The sequence below is a fragment of the Mesorhizobium sp. WSM1343 genome (assembly GCF_055901535.1).
The window spans coordinates 3,537,127-3,557,984 of sequence record NZ_CM148370.1; the positions used below are offsets into that span (position 1 = coordinate 3,537,127).

Genomic DNA, 20,858 nt, shown 5'->3' on the forward strand with positions numbered 1-20,858 from the left:
CAGACGCCGGTGGCATGTGTCTTGCTTCTTGAATCTTTGGTGTCGAGCCTGGCGCGTGGCGCGCCGGAGCAAACAGAGGGTGGTGTCGATGTACGGAAAACAGAAGATCTCGGTGGCGGTTGTGGCCCTGCTTGCAGCCAGCACGCTGGGTGCGGCTGCGAATGAGAAAGTCACCTTCGGCACCAACTGGTTGGCCGAGCCGGAACATGGCGGATATTACCAGTCCGTGGCGGACGGCACCTACGCCGCCTGTGGCCTCGACGTCACCATCATGCAGGGCGGTCCGCAAGTCAGCGGCCGGCCGATGCTGCTGGCCGGCAAGATCGATTTCTACATGGGCGGCAATCTGCTGTCGGCCTTCGATGCGGTCCAGCAAGGCATACCGATGCGCGTGGTGGCGGCGGATTTCCAGAAGGACCCGCAGGTCATCATGTCCCACCCCGGCGAGGGGCTCGACAAATGGGAGGACCTGAAGAACGCCGACCAGTACATATTGGGCGACGAGGGCGTGCAGACCTTCTTCCAGTGGATGGTCATCGAACTCGGCTTCGACGCCTCCAAACGCGCGCCCTACACCTACAACACCGCTCCCTTCCTCGCCAACAAGAAGTCGATCCAGCAGGGCTACGTCACCTCAGAGCCGTTCGCGGTCCAGAAGGAAGGCGGCTTCGTGCCGAACCAGTTCCTGCTCGCCGACTATGGCTGGGACACTTATTCGACGACGATCGAGGTGATGCAGGACACGATCGACAAGAAGCCGGAGGTGGTCCAGTGCTTCGTCGATGGCTCGGCCAAGGGCTGGTACAAATATCTCTACGGCGACAACAAAGCCGCCAACGACATGATCAAGAAAGACAATCCCGACATGAGCGACGAGCAGATCGCGTTCTCGATCGAGCAGATGAAGAAGTTCGGCCTGGCCGATTCCGGCGACACCGAAAAGCTCGGCATTGGCGCCATGACCGACGCGCGGATCAAGAGTTTCTACGACAAGATGGTAAAGGCCAAGGTCACGCCAGCCGGCATCGACATCAAGAAGGCCTACACGCTGACCTTCATCAACAAAGGCGTCGGGCTCGAGCTGAAGAAATAGGCCGCCCCGGAATGATAAGGGAAAAAGTGGCGCAAGCGCCGGCTGCGTCGGGTGCGGCCCCGACGCTCCTGGCGCTGAAGGGCGTCGGCAAGGTGTTCTCCAACGGCGTGACGGCGCTCAGCGACGTCGACCTGACCATCCGGGAAGGCGATTTCGTCAGCCTGCTCGGGCCGTCGGGTTGCGGCAAGTCGACGGCGCTGCGGCTGATCGCCGGCCTGTCGACGCCAACTTCCGGCGTGCTCGATTGGCGCGGTGGCGGCTCGCTCGACCGCTCGAACATCGGCTTCGTCTTCCAGGAGCCGACGCTGCTGCCTTGGGCCAATGTTTTCGACAATGTCTGGCTACCGCTTCGGCTGAAAGGCATTTCGCGCGCCAAGGCGACACCGACGATAACGGAGATGTTGGCGCGGGTTCACCTGACCGGTTTCGAAGACGCAGTGCCGCGCGAACTGTCAGGCGGCATGAAGATGCGCGTATCCATAGCGCGCGCCATGGTGACCAAACCGCGCGTACTGCTGATGGACGAACCGTTCGCGGCACTCGACGAGATCACCCGCTTCAAGCTCAACAACGATCTCCTGGAACTGTGGCAGGACGAACGGTTCACCGTCGTCTTCGTCACCCACAGTGTCTTCGAAAGCGTGTTCCTGTCCAACCGCGTCGTCGTCATGGCGGCGCGGCCGGGCAGGGTGTTCGACGAACTCGCCATCGAGGCCTCCTATCCGCGCGACGAGGCGTTTCGCACCTCGCCAGACTATGCGGCACTGTGCCGTCAGGCCTCCGACGTGCTGGTCAAGGCCATCAACTCAACAGCAGGCGCGCATTATGACGGCCATTGACGAGCGGATGCTCCAACTCGATCCCGAGGAAGCACGCCGCGTGCGCCAGGCGCGGTTCGAACGGATCGGCCGCTGGGTGCTGCCGCTGGCGATCATGATCCTGGCGATCTGGCTGTGGGATCGCATCTGCGTGTGGAACGAGATCCCGCAATACATCCTGCCGCGTCCCGGCGTGGTGCTGTGGACGCTCTACAACGATGCCGGCCTGCTGTTTTCCTCGCTGCTGGTCACCTTGCGCATCACCTTTCTCAGCTTGGCTCTGGCGGTCATAGGCGGGGTCGGGCTGGCGGTGCTGTTCGCGCAGTCGAAATGGGTCGAGATGTCGTTCTTCCCTTTCGCCATCGTGCTGCAGGTGACGCCGATCGTGGCGATCTTTCCGCTGATCAACATCTATGTGAACGACCAGACGACCAAGCTTCTGCTGTGCGCCTGGATCGTCGCCTTCTTTCCGATCCTGTCCAACACCACGCTTGGCCTCAACTCCGTCGACCGCAATCTGCGCGACATGTTCAAGCTCAACGGCGCGACGCGATGGCAGCAATTGCGCTATCTCAGGCTGCCGGCGGCGATGCCCTATTTCCTCGGCGGGTTGAAGATCGCCGGCGGCCTGTCGCTGATCGGCGCCGTGGTGGCCGAGTTCGTTGCCGGTACCACCGGCCAGTCGTCCGGCCTTGCCTCGCGCATCATCGAGGCCGGCTACCGGCTCAACGCGCCGCGGCTGTTCGCGGCGCTGTTCCTGATCTCGCTGACCGGCATTTTGATCTTCCTCGTGCTGTCGCTGATATCGCATCTCATCTTGCGGCGCTGGCATGAAAGCGCGCTGAAGCAGGAGCGCTAGGGTGTGTGACGTGATTGATATGTTGGTGCGAGGCGCCCCCCTCTGTCCTGCCGGACATCTCCCCCTCAAGTGGGGAGATTGGCCGCTGTCACGATCTTCGCCAATCTCCAACATTGAAAAAAATGAGCCGGCACGGACGCTGCCAATCTCCCCCCTTGAGGGGGAGATGCCCGGCAGGGCAGAGGGGGGCAACGCTTGATACCAACCTCCGGCTCTTACCATCTCGCCAATGTTCGCCTTCATCGCTCACTGACGCCAGGCCTTTCCGCGCCCTTCGATGCTGACGGCTTCGGGCTTGCCGACATCGCTGTGGCCGACGGCAAGATTTCCAGCATCACCGCGCATGGCCGATCCGCTGATGCGGTCGACCTGGGCGGCCGTATAATCCTGCCGTGCTTCGTCGACTGCCACACGCATATCGACAAGGGCCATATCTGGCCGCGAAAGCCCAATCCCGACGGCACGTTCATGGGCGCGCTGAATGCCGCCGATGCCGATCGTGTGGCACGCTGGAGCGCCGAGGATTTGGCGCGGCGGATGGATTTCTCGCTGCGCTGCGCCTACGCCCATGGCACAAGGGCGCTGCGCACCCACATCGACAGCGTCGCGCCGCAGGAGGAGATCTCCTGGCCGGCGTTCGAGGCGATGCGCGAGGAATGGCGCGGCCGCATCGAGTTGCAGGGCGCCTGCTTGCTTGGCATCGAAGGCGTGCGCGACAAAAAGTGGTTCGACAGGCTGGCAAAGAGGGTTGCCGCGGCAAAGGGCGTGCTCGGTGTCGTCACCTATATGGCGCCGGACCTCGAAGAGCTGCTCGACCACGTCTTCGCGCAGGCCATCAAGCATGGCCTCGATCTCGATTTCCATGCCGACGAGACCAACGACATTTCCGCCATATCGCTGAAGAAGATCGCCGAGGCCGCTCTGTGGAACGGTTTCGAAGGAAAGATCCTCGTCGGCCATTGCTGCTCGCTGGCGCGCCAGCCGGATCTCGATGTGCTCGACACGCTGGACAAGGTGGCGAAAGCGGGGCTCGCCGTCGTCTCGCTGCCGATGTGCAATCTCTATCTGCAGGACCGGCGCGCCGACGGCACCACGCCACGCTGGCGTGGCGTGACGCTGCTGCACGAGATGAAGGCGAGGGGCATTCCGGTGGCGGTTGCTTCCGACAACACGCGTGATCCCTTCTATGCCTATGGCGATCTCGACATGCTGGAGGTCTACCGCATGGCGACGCGCATCCTGCATTTCGATCATCCGGTCGCCGACTGGCCGCAAGCGGTCACCGCGACGCCGGCCAAGGTGATGCGGTTTGATGGCTTCGGCACGCTGGCTGCCGGCGGTGATGCCGATTTCATCGTGTTCAAAGGCCGAAGCTGGACGGAATTGCTGTCGCGGCCCGAATCGGATCGCATCGTGGTGCGCGGCGGCAAGGTGATCGACCGCCAATTGCCAGATTATGCCGAACTCGACGAACTGATGGTGGAATGATGGATGTTTCGGCGCTCAAACGCGATCTCGAAGGCCTGAAGGTCGACGACAATCCGGCCATCGTCCAGCAGAAGAGCCGTGACTTCTACTGGTACAGCCCGGTGCTGAAGCAGCAGCTCGACCATGTCACCGGCGACCTGATCGTGACGCCGAAGAACGAGGCCGAACTGATCCGCGTGCTTGCCGCCTGTCATCGTCATGGCGTGCCGGTGACACCGCGCGGCAGCGGCACCGGTAATTACGGCCAGGCGATGCCGCTCTCCGGCGGCGTCGTGCTCAACCTTGCCGAGATGAACGAGATCAAGTCGATCGCTCCGGGTCGCGTCGTGACCGGGCCGGGGGCGATCCTGGCCGATATCGACAAGGCAACGCGGGCGCATTCCGGGCAGGAACTGCGGCTATCGCCCTCCACCTACAACACAGCCTCGATTGGCGGCTTCATCGCCGGCGGTTCGGGCGGCGTCGGCTCGATCAATTTCGGCGGGTTGCGCGATTTCGGCAATGTGCTTCGGCTGCGCGTGGTGACCATGGAGGTCGAGCCGAAAGCGCTCGAGCTCACCGGCGCGGATCTGCACAAGGTGACCCATGCCTACGGCACCAACGGCATCATATCGGAAGTCGAGATGCCGCTGACCGCGGCTTATGACTGGATCGACGTCATTGTCGGCTTCGACGCTTTCATGGATGCGGCCCGCTATGGCAATGCGCTGGCGTGTCAGGACGGCATCCTGACCAAGCTGATCACACCGATCGCCGCACCCGTGCCGCAGCTCTATTTCAAGCGGCACCAGAAATTCCTGAGCGACGGGCAGAGCATTTGCCTCGTCATGGTGGCGCAGCATGGGCTGGACGCTTTTCTTGCCTTCACCCGGCGTGCCGGCGGCGAGGTGATCTACAATGCGGCCACGGCGACGCCGGATGAGAAAAAAGGCCTGCCGCCGGCCTATGAATTGGCTTGGAACCACACCACGCTGAGGGCGCTGCGCGTCGACCCTTCGATCACCTATCTGCAGTCGCTCTATCCCTTTCCCAACCAGCTGGCGCTTGTCGAGAAGATGGATGCGATGTTTCCGGGCGAGGTTTTCTCGCATCTCGAATTCGTGCGGCTGGACGGCAACATTACCTGCTTCGGCCTGCCGCTGGTCAAGTTCACGACCGAAGCGCGGCTCGACGAGATCGTGCGCCTGCATGAAGCGAACGGTTGCCCGATCTTCAACCCGCATCGCTACACGCTGGAAGAGGGCGGCATGAAGCAGACCGACGCGGTGCAACTCGCCTTCAAGCGCGAGACCGATCCGCAAGGGCTCCTCAACCCCGGCAAGATGATCGCCTGGGAAAACCCGGACTACGACTACCGTTCCGGGCGGACTTTTTTGTTCAAGGGGCTGCAGAAGGTAGGATGATGAACATCCTCGTCCTCTACGCCCATCCGGTCGAGACCAGCTTCAATGCCGGCCTGCATCGGATGATCGTCGAGCGCCTGACGGCGGCGGGCCATACGGTCGACGACTGCGATCTCTATGCCGAGGGTTTCGATCCGCGACTGACGCGCCAGGAGCGGCTGGACTACCACAACCCACGGGGCCCCGCCGACGCTGTCGCTCCTTATGTCGAGCGCCTGCTGCGCGCCGATGCGCTGGTGCTTTCCTATCCCGTCTGGAACTATGGCTTTCCAGCGATCCTGAAAGGCTTTTTCGATCGCGTGTTCTTGCCCGGCGTGTCGTTCAAATTGGTCGACGGCAAGGCGCAGCCGTCGCTGCACAACATTCGCAAGGTTGCGGCGGTGACCACCTATGGCGGCAGCCGGTTCCGCGCCATGCTGATGGGCGATCCGCCGCGCAGGCTGATCAAGCGGATGCTGCGCGCCACCGTCAAACCGGGCGCGCCGGTGACCTACCTCGCGCACTACGCGATGAACCTGTCTACCGACGGCTCGCGCAAGGCTTTCACGACCAAGGTCGCGGCCAGCATGGATGCCTTCTGATGCGCGCGCTGGTGGTCTACTGCCATCCGGTACCCGAGAGCTTTTGCGCCGCCATCCGCGACACTGCCATCGACGTGCTGATGCGACGAGGCTGGGAGGTGCGGCTGCTCGACCTCTATGCGGAGAAATTCGACCCGGTGATGGGCTGCGGCGAGCGGCGCTCCTACAATGACCAGGCGCCGCAGGACCCGGCACTGAAGCCGCATTTCGAACTGCTCAACTGGGCCGAAGCGATCCTGTTCGTCTATCCGACCTGGTGGTACGGACTGCCGGCGATGCTGAAGGGCTGGCTCGACCGGGTGTGGGCAACGGACGTCGCCTTCAAGCTGCCGGCCGGCAAGGGACGGATCAAGTCGCTGATGACGCATGTAACCAAGGTCGGCGTCATCACCACCTGCGGCGCCCCGACCTGGTGGAGCGTGGTCGTCGGCCAGCCGGGACGCAAGACCCTTTTGCGTGGCATGCGGGCGCTGTGTGCCACGCGCTGCCGGACCTTTTTCCTGGCGCACTATTTGATGGATGCCTCGACACCGGCGACAAGGGCGGCGTTTCTGGCGAAGGTGCGAGGGAAGCTGGAAAGGTTTTGAGAGGGCGACTTTCCCTTCCTTCCCCCACAAAGGGGGAGGCGAGAAGGCACTACATCCTCGTCCGCTCCGATTTCGGATCGTACATCGGCTTCAGCGAGGCTTCCGCCGCAAAACGCTCGCCGGCGATTTCGATCTCATAGGACGACGCCAGCACATCCGCCTCGCTCTCGCCCTCGCAAGGCACATAGCCCAGCCCGACGGCGCCGCCGAGGTGATGGCCGTAATTGCCAGACGTTATCGGACCAACGATCTTACCGTCGCGCAGGATCGCCTCGTTGTGGAAGAGCAGGGGTTCCGGATCCTTCAGCCGGAACTGTACGAGCCGGCGTGACAGGCCGGCTTCCTTCTTGCGCAGCACCGCGTCACGGCCGATGAAGTCGCCCTTGGCGGTCTTCACCGCGAAGCCGAGGCCGGCTTCCAGCACATTGTCCTCGTCGGTGATGTCATGGCCGAAATGCCGGAACGCTTTTTCGATGCGGCAGGAATCCAGCGTGTGCAGGCCGCAGAGTTTCAGGCCGACATCCACACCTGCCTCCTCGACCACCTCGAAGACATGGGCCGCCTGGTCGGTCGAGACATAGAGCTCCCAGCCGAGTTCGCCGACATAGGTGACGCGGTGGGCGCGGGCCAGGCCCATGCCGATTTCGATCTCCTGGAACGTGCCGAACGGATTTTTCTCATTGGAGAAATCGTTCGGGCTGACCTTCTGGATCAGCTTTCTCGCGTCCGGGCCCATCAGGCAGAGCACGCTTTCGGCCGCCGTTACGTCGGTGACGACGACGAACTCGTCGTCGACGTGCTTGCGCAGCCAAGCCAGATCGCGCTGCAGCGTGGCGCCTGGGACGACGAGAAAGAACGCCGTCTCGGACAACCGCGAGACCGTCAGATCGCTCTCGATGCCGCCGCGCTGGTTGAGCATCTGGGTGTAGACGATCTTGCCCGGCGCGACATCCATGTCGTTGGCGCATAGTCTTTGCAGGAAAGCACAGGCGTCGCGGCCCTCGACACGGATCTTGCCGAACGAGGTCATGTCGAACAGGCCGACGCCATTCCTGACCGCAAGGTGTTCCTCGCGCTGGTTGTCGAACCAGTTCTGGCGCTTCCAGGAATAGCGGTATTCGCGCTCCTGGCCCTCGCGGGCGAACCAGTTGGCGCGCTCCCAGCCGGCGACTTCGCCGAAGACAGCGCCGCGCGCCTTCAGATGCTCGTGCAGCGGCGAGCGCCTGACATTGCGCGACGTCGCCATCTGACGATAGGGGAAATGGTCGGCATAGAGCAGGCCAAGCGTTTCGGAGACGCGCTCCTTCAAATAGCGGCGGTTCCTCTGGAACGGCTGGGCGCGGCGGATGTCTACTTCCCACAGGTCGAAGGGGGCTTCGCCGTCATTGATCCACTGCGCCAGCGCCATGCCGGCGCCACCGGAGGAGACGATGCCGATCGAATTGTAGCCGGTCGCCATCCAGTAGCCGGACAGTTCCGGCGCCTCGCCGAGATAGTAGCGGTCGTCGGGCGTAAAACTCTCGGGACCATTGAAGAAGGTGTGGATGCCGGCGGTCGCCAGCATCGGCATGCGGTTGACGCCCATTTCGAGGATCGGCTCGAAATGCTCCATATCCTCCGGCAGTTGGTCGAAGCAGAAATCTTCACGGATGCCGTCCATGCCCCAGGGCTTTGCCACCGGCTCGAAAGCGCCCAGCATCATCTTGCCGGCGTCCTCCTTGTAGTAGGCACACTCGTCGGGCACACGCAGCACCGGCAGGCGGGTGAGGCCGGGGATCGGCTCGGTGACGAGGTAAAAATGCTCGCAGGCGTGCAGCGGGATGGTGACGCCGTTCTGCGCTCCCAGTTCGCGCGCCCACATGCCGGCGCAGTTGACGACGATGTCGGCCTCGATGGTGCCTTGCTCTTCGCCTTGTGTCCAGGACACGCCCGTGACGCGGCCGGCCTTGCTGTGGACCTTGGTGACCTTGACGTTCTCGACGATGGTCGCACCGCGCTGGCGCGCGCCCTTGGCCAGTGCCATGGCGATGTTGGCGGGGTCGCACTGGCCGTCGAGCGGCAGATGCACGGCGCCGACGACATCGGAAACATTGAGATGCGGGTACATCTCGCTGACTTCCCTGGGCGAAATCTCGCGCACGTCGACATCGAAGGCACGCGCCAGCGACGCTTGCCTGTAGATCTCGTGCTTGCGCTCCTCGGTCAGCGCCACGGTGATCGAACCGACCTGGCGCATGCCGGTGCCGACTTCGGTCTCTGCTTCCAGCTTGACGTAGAGGTCGGCGGAATATTTCGCCAGCCGCGTCATGTTCTGCGAACCGCGCAGCTGGCCGATCAGGCCGGCAGCATGCCATGTCGTGCCCGACGTCAGCTGCTTGCGTTCGAGAAGCACGATGTCGGTCCAGCCAAGCTTGGCCAGGTGATAGGCGACCGAACAGCCGGAAACGCCGCCGCCGATGATGACCGCTCTTGCTTTGGCGGGAACTGCCTTGACGGTCATGCTGCCTCGCGACGGTAGCTGGAAGCAAAGCGGCGCAGACGAAGTGCAGCTTCCTGCAGCACCGGTTCGGGTTGGCAGAGGCTGATGCGAATGTGGCCGGCGGCCGCCTCGCCGAAGCTGGAGCCGGGCATCACGCCAACCTTTTCCTTGTCGAGCAGGGCCCAGGCGAATTTCTCGTCGTCCGGCTCGACGGCCGAGATGTCGAGCATGACATACATGCCGCCCTCCGAACCGCGCACGGTGACATCGTTCATGCCCCGCACGGCGTCGAGCAAGACGGTGCGGCGTGCCGCGTAGCGTTCGGCGATCTCCTTGACGCCGTAACGGTTCTCCAGCGCCTCGGAACAAGCGATCGAGATGAAGGCCGGCAGGCCGTAGGTCGTCACCAGATTGAGATTGATCATGAGCGTGATCATCTGCTCCGGTCCCGTCAGCCAGCCCATGCGCCAGCCGGTCATGCCGTGGCTCTTGGACATCGAATTGATGACCAGCGTGCGCTCGGCCATTCCTGGCAGCGAGCGCGGCGAGACGTGCTCGCCGCCGCCGAGCGTCCAGTAGACTTCGTCCGACAGCAGCCAGAGGTCGTGCTCCCGGCAGACTTCTGCCAATTGTTCCAGCCGCTCGCGCGAATAGACCGCACCGGTCGGATTGTTCGGCGTGTTGATCAGGATGGCGCGCGTGTTCGGCCGGATTGCCGCGCGGATCATGTCGGCTCGCGGCTGGAAGCCATCCTCGGCCGGTGTCTCGACGACGGTGAAATCAGCGCCAGCGGCGCTGAACGTGTTGGGATAGGTGGCATAATAGGGCGCCACGACGATGGCGTGATCGCCCTGGTCGAGCACGCCCTGCACGGCCGCGTAGAGCGCGGCCTGGCCGCCCGGCGTGGCGATCACCTGATCCGGCGATGTCTCGACGCCGGTGCAGGCGCTCGAGGCCGCGGCCATCGCCTTGCGCAGGCGCGGCAAGCCGGGAAGCGGGGTGTAATGATGATTGCTGCCGCGAACCGCGGTCACACAGGCTTCGATGGTCTGCGAAGGCGTGTCGAAATCATGGTCGCCAACCGACAGCATGATGATGTCTTCGCCGGCCTCCTTGCGCGTCCAGGCGGCGAAATGGACTTCCCAGCCGTCCTTGCCCGAAGGCACGATGCCGGAAATGCGCGATGATGGTCTAGGCATGCAAAACTCCCGAAATTTCGTAGCCGGCCTGTTCGAGCCGGTCGCGCAGGGCGGCGATGTGCGGTGGTCCGACTTCGCAGCAGCCGCCAACGATGCTGGCGCCAGCCTCCACCCAGCCGATCGCCTGGTCGGCATAGGCATCCGGGCCAAGGTCGTGACGAGCGTGCAGTACATCGACGGTGCCGCCGTGCTTAAGTGCTTCGGTTGACGTGAAGCCATTGGCATATGCGCCGACCGGGCCGCCGAGGTCGATCAGTTCAGGCAAAGCCGCGGCGATTGCTTCCGGCCGGCAGCAATTGACCAGCCGCGCGGCGACTGCCAGGCCGTCGAGCGCGCTTGCCGCAGTGGCAATGGCTTCGCCGCTGCGCAGCCGCGGCTTGCCGTGGTCAGCCAGCGTCCACGATACCCATACCGGCTTGCCGCTTTCCGATGCAGCGGTCACCGCTGCGCGGGCTTCGTCCGCCGACGCCATGGTTTCACACAGGAACAGGTCGACGCCATCGGCCTGCTCGGCAACGATGCGGCGGTAAATCTCGAGCGTCTCCTCGAAGGAAATGGTCAGTGCCGGTGCATAGCTGCCGAAAAGCGGCGACAGGCAACCGGCGATGGCTGCATCGCCGGCCTCGTCGCGGGCCTGCCTGGCCAATTCGATGCCGCGCTTCTGCAATGGCTTGAATAGGTCTTCCGCACCTTCGCGCGCCAGGCGTTCGGGTGTCGCAGAATAGGTGTTGATGGTGATGACACGTGCGCCGGCACGGATGAATTCCGTGTGCAGGTCGCGCACCAGATCCGGTTCGTCGATCAGCACCCTGGCCGACCATAGCGGCGTCGGCTCGGATTGGCTGCGGCGGACCAGTTCCTGGCCCATGCCGCCATCGGTGAGGATGATTTTCTTCATGCGCGCAGCCTTTCGTTCTTCGGATCCCACAGCGGTTCATCCTTCTGCACGATTGCCTGAAAGCGGTCACCGAAGATTTCGACCTCGACTGATGTACCTGGTTCGGCCAGGTCGGCGCGCAGCATGCCGAGCGCGATCGACTTGTCGATGCGATGGCCCCAGCCGCCGGACGTCGTCTCGCCGACGATCTTGCCGTCATGCCAGAGTGTAGAAACTGACGGAGCGTCGCAATCGCCGGGGTTTTCCACCACCAGCGTAACGAAGCGCTTCTTCACGCCTTGCTGCTTTTCGTTCAGCAGTGCCGCCTTGCCGCGGAAGTCGGGCTTGTCCCATTTGACGAAGCGTTCGAGCCCGCCCTGCAGGATCGAATAGTCGGTCGACAGGTCGCCTTTCCAGGTGCGGTAGCCTTTCTCAAGCCGGAGCGAATCCAGCGCGTACATGCCGAAAGGCTTCAGCCCGTGCTGCGGGCCTGCGGCGCAGACGGCATCGAAGATGGCGGCGGTGTCGTCGATCCTGGTGTGGATTTCCCAGCCGAGTTCGCCGGCGAAGGAGACGCGCACGAGTTTGGCCCAGCGGCCGGCGATCTTCGTCTCCTGATGCGTCAGCCATGGCAGAGTGAGGTCGGCTTCGCAGACATCGGCGAGGATTTTTCGCGAGTTCGGGCCTGCCAGGATCTGGGTCGAGAATTCCTCGGTCCGGTCGATCAGCTTGAACGGTGCGTCCTTGGGCATGCGCGACTTCAGCCATTCGAAATCATGCCACTGCGCGACCGCCGCGGTGATCAGCGTCATCAGGTTCTCGTCGTGACGCACGACGGACATTTCGGTGACGATGCGGCCCTTGTCGTCGGCGAAATAGACGAGACCGATGCGGCCTGGCTTCGGCACCAGTCCGGTGACCTGCAGGCTCAGCCATTCGGCGGCACCTGGACCATCGAGATTGAAGCGCGAGAACCCAGGCAGGTCCAAAATGCCGGCAGCGTCACGCACGGCCAGGCATTCCTCGCGCACACGATGCTGCCATGGCCCGTCGCGGCGGAAGGTCAGCGTGGCTTCCTCGGAGATGTCATCGCCGTCCTGCGCGTACCAGGTGGCGCGCTCCCAGCCATTATAGGCATCGAAGCGGCCACCGAGCGCCTTGATGCGATCGTGGATCGGCGACAGCTTGCGGTCGCGGCCTTCCGGCCAGGCATGGCGCGGGAACGGGATGGCGTATTCGTTGCCGTAGATCTCCATGCCCTTGGCGACGCAATAGTCCGGCGCCGCGGCATAGGAAGTGAAGCGGCGCGGGTCGCACGACCACATGTCCCATTCGGTCCGGCCCTCGGTCACCCATTCGGCCAGCACCTTGCCGGCGCCGCCACCCTGGGCGATGCCGAAGGTGAAGACGCAGGCCTCGAAAGCATTGGGAACGCCAGGCATCGGACCGATCAGCGGATTGCCGTCCGGCGTGTAGGGGATCGGCCCGTTGATCACCTTGGACAGGCCGGCCGTGCCAAGGATCGGCACGCGGGCGACGGCGTCGGCCAGATAATGTTCCAGCCGGTCGAGATCGTCGGGGAACAGCTGGAAGGAAAAGTCCTCCGGCATCGGGTCATTGTGGGTGGCCCAATGCGCGCGGCAATTGCGCTCATAGGGGCCGAGATTCATGCCGTTCTTCTCCTGGCGCAGATAGTAGGAGGTGTCGACGTCGCGCAGCAGCGGCAGCTTCTTGCCTTGTTCCTTCGACCATGCCGCGAGTTCGGGGATCTCCTCGAACAGAATGTACTGATGGCTCATCACCATCATCGGCACGTCGCGGCCGAACATCCGGCCGACTTCGGCGGCGCGGTAGCCGGCGGCATTGACGACGATCTCGCAGCGGATCTCGCCCTGTGCCGTCTCGACCACCCACTCGTCGTTCTCGCGGCGCACGCCTGTGACCGGGCAGAAGCGGATGATCTTCGCGCTCATGTCGCGCGCACCCTTGGCCAGCGCCTGGGTGAGTTGCGCCGGATCGATGTCGCCGTCGCTCGGGTCGTAGAGCGCGCCTTTCAGCTCATGCGTCTCGATGAAGGGATAGCGACGCTGGATCTCGTCGACACCGACAATGTCTATGTCCATACCCTGGTAGAGGCCCATGCCCTTGGCGCGCTGGAATTCCTGCATGCGCTCGAGCGAGTGGGCAAGGCGAAGCGAGCCGGTGACGTGATAGTTCATGGGGTAGTCGACCGCGTCGGCCAGCCCGCGATAAAGCTCGGTCGAATAGCGCTGCATGTTCATCAGCGACCAGGACGAGGAGAAGGTCGGCACGTTGCCGGCGGCATGCCAGGTCGAGCCGGAGGTCAGCTCGTTCTTCTCAAGCAGCACGCAGTCGGTCCAGCCCGCCTTGGCGAGATGATAGAGCGCGGAGGTGCCGACGGCGCCGCCTCCGATGATCACCACGCGCGCCGTGCTCGGCAAACCCGCCATGTTCTTCTCCAAACTTGAACTCAATAGAGGGGTGGTGAAACCACCCAGATGACAATTGCCGGCTCGGCACCCGGATTGCGCCAGCGGTAGGGCTTGCCTTCGAAGCGAAAGGAGTCGCCCTCGCCAAGCCGATGCCAGACACCTCCGATCTCGATGTCGAACAGTCCGGACGCGACGTATCCGGCTTCCTCGGTCGGCCGCTGCGCCTCGGCCTTCAGTTCCGCGCCCGGCGCGAAGACCGAACGCACCATCTCGAAGCTACCGCCGAGATCGGGCGACAGAAGCTCCTCCACCAGGCCGGATTCGCTTGTGCCAAGCGTGCGGCGCCTGCCGGCGCGCACGACCACGCCGCGCTCGCTTTCGACAGGTACGTCATGGCTGAAGAACAGGCTGATCGGCACGCCGAACAGTTCGGCGAAGGCCCTGAGGTCACCGAGCGACGGCGTCGACAGGCCACGCTCGACCTGGCTGACCCAGCCGACCGAACGGCCTAGCTTCAGTCCGATCTCGGCGAGCGTCAGCCCGCGCGCCTTGCGCAGGGCCCTGATGTCGCCGGCCAGCACGCGTTCGTCAGGTCCCTGCAATGTTCTTGCGGTAGTCGAAGGCAAAACGCTCTCTTTATGAAAAATCACCGACAAATTTCATGAGAAATCAAGCTCATGAAAAAATCAAGCAGATTTTCACGGATGCACAAGATTTGCTTGCGCGATTTTGACGGTTCATGCAAAGGCTCCGCCGAGAGCGGCGAGTGGGGACGTCCGATCGAGACAAAGGGTAAGGGACGGCCCATGCTGGAAAATAACCCCCGAATCGAGGGCGACGCCGAGATTGTCGACGAGGCGATCCTGTCGCGCCGTTCGGTGCGCGCATTCCTGCCCGACATGGTCGAAGACGACATCATCCGCGCCATTCTGGCGGTTGCGGCGCGCGCCCCATCCGGCACCAACATGCAGCCATGGAAGGTCTATGTCACCAAGGGCGAGAGCAAGCAGCGGATATCGGACGCCATTCTCAATTCCGGCATTCGCGCCGAAAAAGCCGATTGGGACGAGTACCGGTATTATCCCACGCAGTTCTTCGAGCCGTACCTGACGCGACGTCGCGCCAACGGTTTCGGCCTCTATGGCGCGCTCGGCATCGGTCGCCGCGAGGTCGACAAGATGCGCGCCCAGCACGACCGCAACTTTGTCTTCTTCGACGCGCCGGTCGGCATGATCTTCACCATCGATCGCCGCCTCAACCAGGGCTCATGGATCGACTACGGCATGTTCCTGCAGAACATCATGGTGGCGGCGCGGGGCAGGGGTTTGCATACCTGCCCGCAAGCGGCGTTCGCGCCCTATCACCGGCAGATCAGGCCGGTGCTCGACATTCCCGACGAAGAGATCGTCGTCTGCGGCATGGCGCTTGGTTATGAAGATACGTCAAAACCTGAAAACGCCTTCCGCACCGACCGCGTGCCGCTGCAAGAGTGGGTGACGTTCAGCGAATAAGCCAGCCAGCCTCATTCCGTGTTCATCTGTGCGCCGTGGCCGCTGACATGGGCGCCGTCCTGGGGCGTCAGCTTGAGATAGGCGAGCAGCGCGCAGAGCGTGATGACGCCCTCGATCACGAACAGGATGCGGAAATCGTCGGCGACGGCGGGGCCGCCGCCCGCCAGAAACGACAATGCCGCGGCGGCCAGGCCGACGCTGATCGCCACCGCCAGCTGCCATAATATGTAATAGAGCGCGCTGAAACGGGCGAGCTGCTCGGGCGCGATGTCGGAATAGGCGAGGTTGCCGGTCGAGGCCCATTGCGCGGAGCGGAAGACGCCGAAGACGAAGATGTAAGTGAGCACGATCCACACCGGCGTCGTCGCCTGCATCAGCGCGAAGCCGGCAACCAGGGCGGCGACGATGGGCGTGTTGTAGACCAGCACGCGGCGAAAGCCGAAACGGTTGAGGACACGCGGCATGAAGAACCGCATGGCCACCGAGCCGACCGCGGCGACGAAGGTCAGCGATCCCGCCTGCACCGCGCTCATGCCGAAGCCGAGCTGGAACATCAGCGGCAGCAGGAAGACGACCGAGCTAAGGCCGATCGTGTCCAGCCCGCCACCGGTGAGGAACGAAATGCGGAAGGTACGGATGCGCAACAGCTTGAGATCGAGCAGCGGATTGCGCACGCGCAGGCAGTAGAACGAGGCGATGGTCAGGATGACGAGCGCCAGCGCCAGTTCGCCGGCGATGATGCCGCCCGCGGCGTCCTTGGCGGCAAGCGAATCCATGCCGAAGACCAGCAGGACCATGCCGCTGCCGACCAGCACGAAGCCCGGAAAATCGAACGGCGTGCGCACGGGCTTGGTCATCGTCGGAAACAGCGAGGCGGCAAGAATTGCCGCCGCCAGCGCGAACGGCACGTTGATGAAGAAGATCCAGCGCCAGGAAATGTAGGTGGTCAGCGCACCGCCGACGAGCGGACCGACCAACGGTCCGGACTGGCCGGCCAGCGAGATGTACATGTTGATCTTGAGCGTTCGGCTGCGCGGAAAAGTCGACAGGATGACGACCTGGCCGAGTGTGCCCATCAAGGCGCCGCCGAAGCCTTGCAACGCACGCGCACCAACCAGCGTCCAGATGTTGTCGGACAGCCCGCAAAGCGCCGACGAGGCGGCGAACACCAGCAAGGCAAAGCAGTAGACGTTGCGCAGGCCGAAGCGGTCGGCGGCCCAGCCGCCAAGCGGCATCGAGATGATCAGGCTGGCGACATAGACGGTGATCAGCAGGCCGAGCTGGCTGGGCGGACGGCCGAGGCTTTCGCTGATGCCCGGCAGCGCGGTCACCACGACATTCTGGTCGAGGCTGGTCATGAACACGCCGCAGGCGACCGTCAGCGGCAGCAGGAGCAAGGCTCTGGCCGGCACATCGGCGCGGTCCGTGGCGCCGGCGGATAGTTCTGCGGTCATGGAGATGTTCGAACCAAACGAATGTGCCGACTCTTGAAGAAGGGATTTCATATCCCCTGTGCCGGTTGGGCGGCCGCGTTTTCGCACCATGGGCGCCTGCGGCCTGATTCTCTAGCGGCAGAAACGGCTGGCGTTGATGCCAGAAGCAGGAGCGATGCGACCGTTCGGCGCCGCCTATTGCACCTCGTAGCCGACTTCCTCGCTGGCGTGGCAGAGCGCCTTCCAGAACGAGCGTGCAAACGAGCGGAAGACATAGATGTCGAACTGGTCGGCGCCGGTGCGCTGGATCTGGGCGAAGACGTCGTGATGAGCGGTCGAGCGGCCGGCGCCATTGGGAAAGGCCGGCAGCGAAAAGTCGATGGCGAAGAATTTCGCCAGCACCCATTCGGCCTTCGGCCCGGCAATACGGATGGCGGTGCGGCCGTGCGAGAGATCGGTCACCGTGCCGATGGCCGAGGTCACCACCTTGGCAAAGGCAGCGGCCAGCCCTTCGGCCTCGTCGGCAACGGTGAACTTCCCCGGCGCGAAGCCGAACACCGACTTGACCCCGTCGTTCACTCCGCCGCCGGCGCCATCGGGAAGCGCCAGCCCGGTGACGGTGCGGATGGCTGCGATCAGCCTCTTCTCCTCGCCGGGCCAGGCGGCGAGTTGCACGATCGAGCCCGGCCTCGCCTCGGTCAGGATGATCTCGACGCCATGCTCGAAATTGCCGTGCGAGCCGACGTGAAATTCCGGCTCAAGCGGGGATTGGTGCTCAACCATGCATGCGGCTCCCGTCCGGATCGAAGAAGTGGTTGGAGACGATCTCGACCGGTCCGAACCGGTTGCGCAAGGGATCGGAGACGTGGGCGCGCGTGCCGTGCCGTGCCTTGCCGCCCTCGACCAGCGCCAGCGCGATATGTCTGCCGAGCGCCGGCGAATAGCAGCAGGCGGTGATATGGCCGATGGAGTCGTGCGGATTGGCTTCGTCAACCTCCTCGACGATGTGGGCGCCACCGTTGAGCGGCCGGTTATCGAGGGCGATCAGGCCGACCAGTTCGAGGCGGTCCGATGCGATCAAGCCTTCGCGGTCCATCATCGCCGAGCCGATGAACGGCTTCTTCTTCGACAGCATCCAGTCGAGATGCAGGTCGCGCGCCGTGGTGCGGCCGTCGATCTCGGCGCCGGTGACATGGCCCTTTTCGATGCGCATGGTGCCCAATGCCTCAAGACCGTAGGTGACCAGCCCGAACGGCTTGCCGGCTTCGACAAGCGCTTTCCAGACATGGGTGCCATGGCCGGCGCCGGAATAGACCTCGAAGGCCATTTCACCGGAGAAGGACAGCCGGCAGATCATCACCGGCACGCCTGATATTTCGCCGCGCACGATGCCCATGAAGGGCAAGGTGGCGTTGTCGACCGACGTGCCGGTGACACAGGCGGCGAGGATCTGCCTGGCCTTCGGGCCGCCGATCGCGGCACCTGCCCATTCGTCTGTCACCGAGGTGACGTGGACTTTCAGGTCCGGCCAGATCACGTCGAGGAAATATTCCAGATGCTGCATCACCTTGCCGGCGTTGGCCGTGGTGGTGGTCATCAGAAAATCCTGCTCGCCGAGCCGCCAGGTGGTGCCATCGTCGAAGGCGAGGCCGTCCTCGCGCAGCATCAGCCCGTAGCGGGCCTTGCCGACGGCCAGCGTCGAAAACATGTTGGTGTAGACGCGGTCGAGGAATGCGGCGGCATCAGGGCCTTGCACCGCGATCTTACCCAGTGTCGAGACATCGACGATGCCGGCGCTTTCGCGCGTCGCCTTGGCTTCGCGCACATAGGCCTGCTCGACCGTTTCGCCTGAAAGCCCATAGATCATCGGCCGGTACCAGAGGCCGGCGGAATACATCGTCGCGCCATTGGCCAGATGCCAGTCATGCATCGGCGTCAATCGTTCTGGCTTCAGGTCGCCAAAACGCTCGGCAGCCAGCGAGCCGATCGACACCGGAGCAAAGGGCGGCCGGAAGCGTGTCGTGCCGACCTCGGGGATCGGCTTGCCCAGCGCCTCGGCCATGATGGCAAGGCCAGGCACGTTGGAGCTCTTGCCCTGGTCGGTCGCCATGCCGAGCGTGGTGTAGCGCTTGAGATGCTCGACCGAGACAAAGCCTTCCCGGTGAGCCAGCCGCACGTCCTCGGCCGTGACGTCGTGCTGGAAATCGACAAAGCTCTTGCCCTTGGCCCTGATCTCGAACACCGGGGCGGGGTCGGGATCGCCAGGCACTGCTTCGACGGTCGGCAGCATGGACGGTGTGCTCTGCCCGCCTGCGGCGGCGAGGCCGGCGGCGCGGCCTTCGGCGATGGCTTCGGCCGTCGAGAAGCTTCCGGTGAAGGCGCCTGCGCCGATCCAGCTCTGTGTCGGCTTTGGCGGCAGGAAAGCCTGCCGCGCGGCGTTCCATTCTGCCTTGGCGCCGGCCTGGCTGGCCAGATGGATGGTCGGCGACCAGCCGCCGGACATCAGCAGGCAATCGGCATGGATACTGCGTGCATCACCGATGAGTGCCCCATTGGCCATGTCGAAGCGCTGCAGCTTGAGGCCGGACAGCGCCTTGCCGCCTTCGGTGGCGACGACGGCATGGCCGGCAAAGATCTCTGCCTCGGCTTCCGCGGCCAGCTTGCGCATCTCCGGCGAAAGTTCCGGCCTGACATCGGCGATGGCGACGACCGCGGCGCCGGCCTTCTTCAAGGCGACAGCCGCCCGATAGGCGCTGTCATTGTTGGTGAACAACGCGATCCGCTCGCCCGGCAGCACGCCGAATTCGTTGGCATAGCGCTCGGCGGCATGCGCCAGCATCACGCCTGGCCGGTCATTGCCGGGGAAGATGAGCGGCCGCTCGAACGCACCAGTGGCGAGGACCACGGATTTGGCGCGGATCGCCCAATAGCGATGGCGCGGCTCGCCCTTGCCGGGGTGCTCCTTATGGTCGCTGACCCGTTCGAGCGCGGCAAGCGTGTTGTTGTCGTAGTAACCCCACACCGTGGTGCGCGGCAGAAGCCGGACATTGTCGCGGCCTGCGAGCTGGGCGACGGTGCGCCGCGCCCAATCGGCGGCAGGCGCGCCATCGATCGTTTCCTCGGACCAGTTGGCCGAACCGCCGAAATGCGGCTCGAGATCGGCCAGCATGACGCGCGCACCCTGATCGGCGGCGGCCTTGGTGGCCATCAGGCCGGCCGGCCCCGAGCCGACGACCAGCACGTCGCAAAAGGCGTTCATGCGTTCGTAGCGGGCCGGGTCTTTCGCCGATCCGGCACTGCCGAGACCGGCTGCGCGGCGGATGAAGTGTTCGCAGAACATCCAGAAACGCGTGCCCTTGAGCGGGCCGAACACCGGTCCCATGAAGGTCTTGTAGTAGAACCCGGCCGACAGGATCTTGCCGCCGAGCTGGTTGACGGCGTTGATGTCCCAGGCAAGCGAGGGAAAGCGGTTCTGGCTGATGGCAACCAGCCCGTCATGGATCTCGACCATGGTCGCTGGAATGTTGGGCTCGCGAACCTCGCCCTTCAGCACCGTCACCAGCGCGTTGGGTTCCTCGACGCCTGCGGTGAGCAGGCCGCGTGGGCGGTGGTATTTGAACGAACGCCCGTACAACGTGACGCCCTTGGCCAGCAGGGCTGACGCCAGCGTGTCGCCGGCATGGCCAGTGTAGGCCGTGCCATCGAAGGTGAAGCGGATGGTTTTCAGCCGGTCGATGCGGCCGCCGGTGTCGGCACGGCGCGGGCTCATGCCTTGTCCTCCGCCTTGCGGCGCGCGGCCGGCCCATGATCGCCCCGCGCAAAGGCAACGCTGGAAATCTCATGCGTCAGCGTGTTGCGCACGACCTTGAGATACGCGCGGCAGCCGCCGGAATGTTGCCAGATCTCATTGTGGTCGCCGGCCGGATTCAGCCGGTCATAGACATAGGCGTTCCACGCCTCGAAATTCTGCGAGGCGGGGTCGGGACGCTCACGATTGCCGTCACCCTGATAGGTGAACTCGATGACGTCGCGCGGGCCGCAATAGGGGCAAGTGATCAACATTGGACTCTACCTATT

General features: G+C 63.9%; 17 protein-coding genes. 8 read left to right on the forward strand and 9 right to left on the reverse strand.

Annotated features, from left to right (window positions below; all coding sequences use genetic code 11):
• The first annotated feature begins 88 nt into the window (after nucleotides 1-88).
• The 7 genes from AC0NIL_RS17130 to AC0NIL_RS17160 all read left to right on the forward strand — a co-directional run bounded on the left by AC0NIL_RS17130 (nucleotide 89) and on the right by AC0NIL_RS17160 (nucleotide 6,829).
• Nucleotides 89-1,093, forward strand: coding sequence for an ABC transporter substrate-binding protein (locus AC0NIL_RS17130; RefSeq protein ID WP_013531126.1), 1,005 nt, complete (start codon nucleotides 89-91; stop codon nucleotides 1,091-1,093).
• 11 nt (nucleotides 1,094-1,104) lie between these two features.
• Nucleotides 1,105-1,932 carry an ABC transporter ATP-binding protein gene (locus tag AC0NIL_RS17135; RefSeq protein ID WP_013531127.1) on the forward strand — a complete coding sequence of 276 codons (828 nt, stop codon included), beginning with the start codon at nucleotides 1,105-1,107 and terminating at the stop codon, nucleotides 1,930-1,932.
• Nucleotides 1,919-2,770 (forward strand): ABC transporter permease, encoded by an 852-nt coding sequence (locus tag AC0NIL_RS17140; RefSeq protein ID WP_013531128.1) that lies wholly within the window; start codon nucleotides 1,919-1,921, stop codon nucleotides 2,768-2,770. Before AC0NIL_RS17135 ends, AC0NIL_RS17140 begins: the two co-directional genes overlap by 14 nt.
• 195 nt (nucleotides 2,771-2,965) lie before the next feature.
• On the forward strand, nucleotides 2,966-4,258 hold the full coding sequence (locus AC0NIL_RS17145) for a cytosine deaminase (RefSeq protein WP_473573125.1): 1,293 nt from the start codon (nucleotides 2,966-2,968) through the stop codon (nucleotides 4,256-4,258).
• On the forward strand, nucleotides 4,258-5,661 hold the full coding sequence (locus AC0NIL_RS17150; protein ID WP_473573172.1) for an FAD-binding oxidoreductase: 1,404 nt from the start codon (nucleotides 4,258-4,260) through the stop codon (nucleotides 5,659-5,661). The genes AC0NIL_RS17145 and AC0NIL_RS17150 overlap by 1 nt, the downstream gene beginning before the upstream one ends.
• Nucleotides 5,661-6,242, forward strand: a complete 582-nt coding sequence (locus AC0NIL_RS17155) for an NAD(P)H-dependent oxidoreductase (protein WP_473573124.1) — start codon at nucleotides 5,661-5,663, stop codon at nucleotides 6,240-6,242. The genes AC0NIL_RS17150 and AC0NIL_RS17155 overlap by 1 nt, the downstream gene beginning before the upstream one ends.
• Nucleotides 6,242-6,829, forward strand: coding sequence for an NAD(P)H-dependent oxidoreductase (locus AC0NIL_RS17160; protein WP_064993738.1), 588 nt, complete (start codon nucleotides 6,242-6,244; stop codon nucleotides 6,827-6,829). Before AC0NIL_RS17155 ends, AC0NIL_RS17160 begins: the two co-directional genes overlap by 1 nt.
• A 49-nt stretch (nucleotides 6,830-6,878) precedes the next feature.
• On the opposite strand, the gene AC0NIL_RS17165 is transcribed toward AC0NIL_RS17160, so the two are convergent.
• From AC0NIL_RS17165 to AC0NIL_RS17185, 5 genes are read right to left on the reverse strand one after another with little or no spacing between them, the layout of a single operon-like run.
• Nucleotides 6,879-9,329 carry a GcvT family protein gene (locus tag AC0NIL_RS17165; RefSeq protein WP_473573123.1) on the reverse strand — a complete coding sequence of 817 codons (2,451 nt, stop codon included), beginning with the start codon at nucleotides 9,327-9,329 and terminating at the stop codon, nucleotides 6,879-6,881.
• Entirely contained in the window at nucleotides 9,326-10,507 is a 1,182-nt protein-coding gene (locus AC0NIL_RS17170) for a pyridoxal phosphate-dependent aminotransferase (RefSeq protein WP_063172401.1), read from the reverse strand. Before AC0NIL_RS17170 ends, AC0NIL_RS17165 begins: the two co-directional genes overlap by 4 nt.
• Nucleotides 10,500-11,405, reverse strand: coding sequence for a homocysteine S-methyltransferase family protein (locus AC0NIL_RS17175; RefSeq protein ID WP_473573122.1), 906 nt, complete (start codon nucleotides 11,403-11,405; stop codon nucleotides 10,500-10,502). Before AC0NIL_RS17175 ends, AC0NIL_RS17170 begins: the two co-directional genes overlap by 8 nt.
• Nucleotides 11,402-13,855 (reverse strand): GcvT family protein, encoded by a 2,454-nt coding sequence (locus AC0NIL_RS17180; RefSeq protein WP_473573121.1) that lies wholly within the window; start codon nucleotides 13,853-13,855, stop codon nucleotides 11,402-11,404. The genes AC0NIL_RS17175 and AC0NIL_RS17180 overlap by 4 nt, the downstream gene beginning before the upstream one ends.
• 20 nt (nucleotides 13,856-13,875) lie before the next feature.
• Nucleotides 13,876-14,463, reverse strand: a complete 588-nt coding sequence (locus tag AC0NIL_RS17185) for a helix-turn-helix domain-containing protein (protein WP_024501335.1) — start codon at nucleotides 14,461-14,463, stop codon at nucleotides 13,876-13,878.
• 180 nt (nucleotides 14,464-14,643) lie between these two features.
• Here AC0NIL_RS17185 and AC0NIL_RS17190 point away from each other — a divergent pair, with 180 nt between their 5' ends.
• Complete coding sequence (locus AC0NIL_RS17190; protein ID WP_024501334.1) at nucleotides 14,644-15,348, forward strand: nitroreductase; 705 nt, start codon at nucleotides 14,644-14,646, stop codon at nucleotides 15,346-15,348.
• Between the two features lie 11 nt (nucleotides 15,349-15,359).
• Here AC0NIL_RS17190 and AC0NIL_RS17195 read toward each other — a convergent pair whose 3' ends face one another.
• The 4 genes from AC0NIL_RS17195 to AC0NIL_RS17210 all read right to left on the reverse strand — a co-directional run bounded on the left by AC0NIL_RS17195 (nucleotide 15,360) and on the right by AC0NIL_RS17210 (nucleotide 20,843).
• On the reverse strand, nucleotides 15,360-16,802 hold the full coding sequence (locus AC0NIL_RS17195) for an MFS transporter (protein WP_024501333.1): 1,443 nt from the start codon (nucleotides 16,800-16,802) through the stop codon (nucleotides 15,360-15,362).
• Between the two features lie 174 nt (nucleotides 16,803-16,976).
• Nucleotides 16,977-17,564 (reverse strand): sarcosine oxidase subunit gamma, encoded by a 588-nt coding sequence (locus AC0NIL_RS17200; RefSeq protein WP_024501332.1) that lies wholly within the window; start codon nucleotides 17,562-17,564, stop codon nucleotides 16,977-16,979.
• Nucleotides 17,557-20,550, reverse strand: coding sequence for a sarcosine oxidase subunit alpha (locus AC0NIL_RS17205; RefSeq protein WP_024501331.1), 2,994 nt, complete (start codon nucleotides 20,548-20,550; stop codon nucleotides 17,557-17,559). The genes AC0NIL_RS17200 and AC0NIL_RS17205 overlap by 8 nt, the downstream gene beginning before the upstream one ends.
• The gene (locus tag AC0NIL_RS17210) at nucleotides 20,547-20,843 is read right to left on the reverse strand and encodes a sarcosine oxidase subunit delta (RefSeq protein ID WP_275952806.1); all 297 of its coding nucleotides are present in this window, start codon (nucleotides 20,841-20,843) and stop codon (nucleotides 20,547-20,549) included. The genes AC0NIL_RS17205 and AC0NIL_RS17210 overlap by 4 nt, the downstream gene beginning before the upstream one ends.
• Nucleotides 20,844-20,858 lie beyond the last annotated feature (15 nt).

Bases quoted from the DNA above. Each gene is read 5' to 3' on its own strand.
- AC0NIL_RS17130 (WP_013531126.1), top strand. From the start codon at position 89: ATGTACGGAAAACAGAAGATCTCGGTGGCGGTTGTGGCCCTGCTTGCA.
- AC0NIL_RS17190 (WP_024501334.1), top strand. From the start codon at position 14,644: ATGCTGGAAAATAACCCCCGAATCGAGGGCGACGCCGAGATTGTCGAC.
- AC0NIL_RS17180 (WP_473573121.1), bottom strand. From the start codon at position 13,855: ATGGCGGGTTTGCCGAGCACGGCGCGCGTGGTGATCATCGGAGGCGGC.
- AC0NIL_RS17195 (WP_024501333.1), bottom strand. From the start codon at position 16,802: ATGACCGCAGAACTATCCGCCGGCGCCACGGACCGCGCCGATGTGCCG.
- AC0NIL_RS17160 (WP_064993738.1), top strand. From the start codon at position 6,242: ATGCGCGCGCTGGTGGTCTACTGCCATCCGGTACCCGAGAGCTTTTGC.
- AC0NIL_RS17175 (WP_473573122.1), bottom strand. From the start codon at position 11,405: ATGAAGAAAATCATCCTCACCGATGGCGGCATGGGCCAGGAACTGGTC.
- AC0NIL_RS17170 (WP_063172401.1), bottom strand. From the start codon at position 10,507: ATGCCTAGACCATCATCGCGCATTTCCGGCATCGTGCCTTCGGGCAAG.
- AC0NIL_RS17205 (WP_024501331.1), bottom strand. From the start codon at position 20,550: ATGAGCCCGCGCCGTGCCGACACCGGCGGCCGCATCGACCGGCTGAAA.
- AC0NIL_RS17155 (WP_473573124.1), top strand. From the start codon at position 5,661: ATGAACATCCTCGTCCTCTACGCCCATCCGGTCGAGACCAGCTTCAAT.
- AC0NIL_RS17210 (WP_275952806.1), bottom strand. From the start codon at position 20,843: ATGTTGATCACTTGCCCCTATTGCGGCCCGCGCGACGTCATCGAGTTC.
- AC0NIL_RS17140 (WP_013531128.1), top strand. From the start codon at position 1,919: ATGACGGCCATTGACGAGCGGATGCTCCAACTCGATCCCGAGGAAGCA.
- AC0NIL_RS17135 (WP_013531127.1), top strand. From the start codon at position 1,105: ATGATAAGGGAAAAAGTGGCGCAAGCGCCGGCTGCGTCGGGTGCGGCC.
- AC0NIL_RS17165 (WP_473573123.1), bottom strand. From the start codon at position 9,329: ATGACCGTCAAGGCAGTTCCCGCCAAAGCAAGAGCGGTCATCATCGGC.
- AC0NIL_RS17150 (WP_473573172.1), top strand. From the start codon at position 4,258: ATGGATGTTTCGGCGCTCAAACGCGATCTCGAAGGCCTGAAGGTCGAC.
- AC0NIL_RS17200 (WP_024501332.1), bottom strand. From the start codon at position 17,564: ATGGTTGAGCACCAATCCCCGCTTGAGCCGGAATTTCACGTCGGCTCG.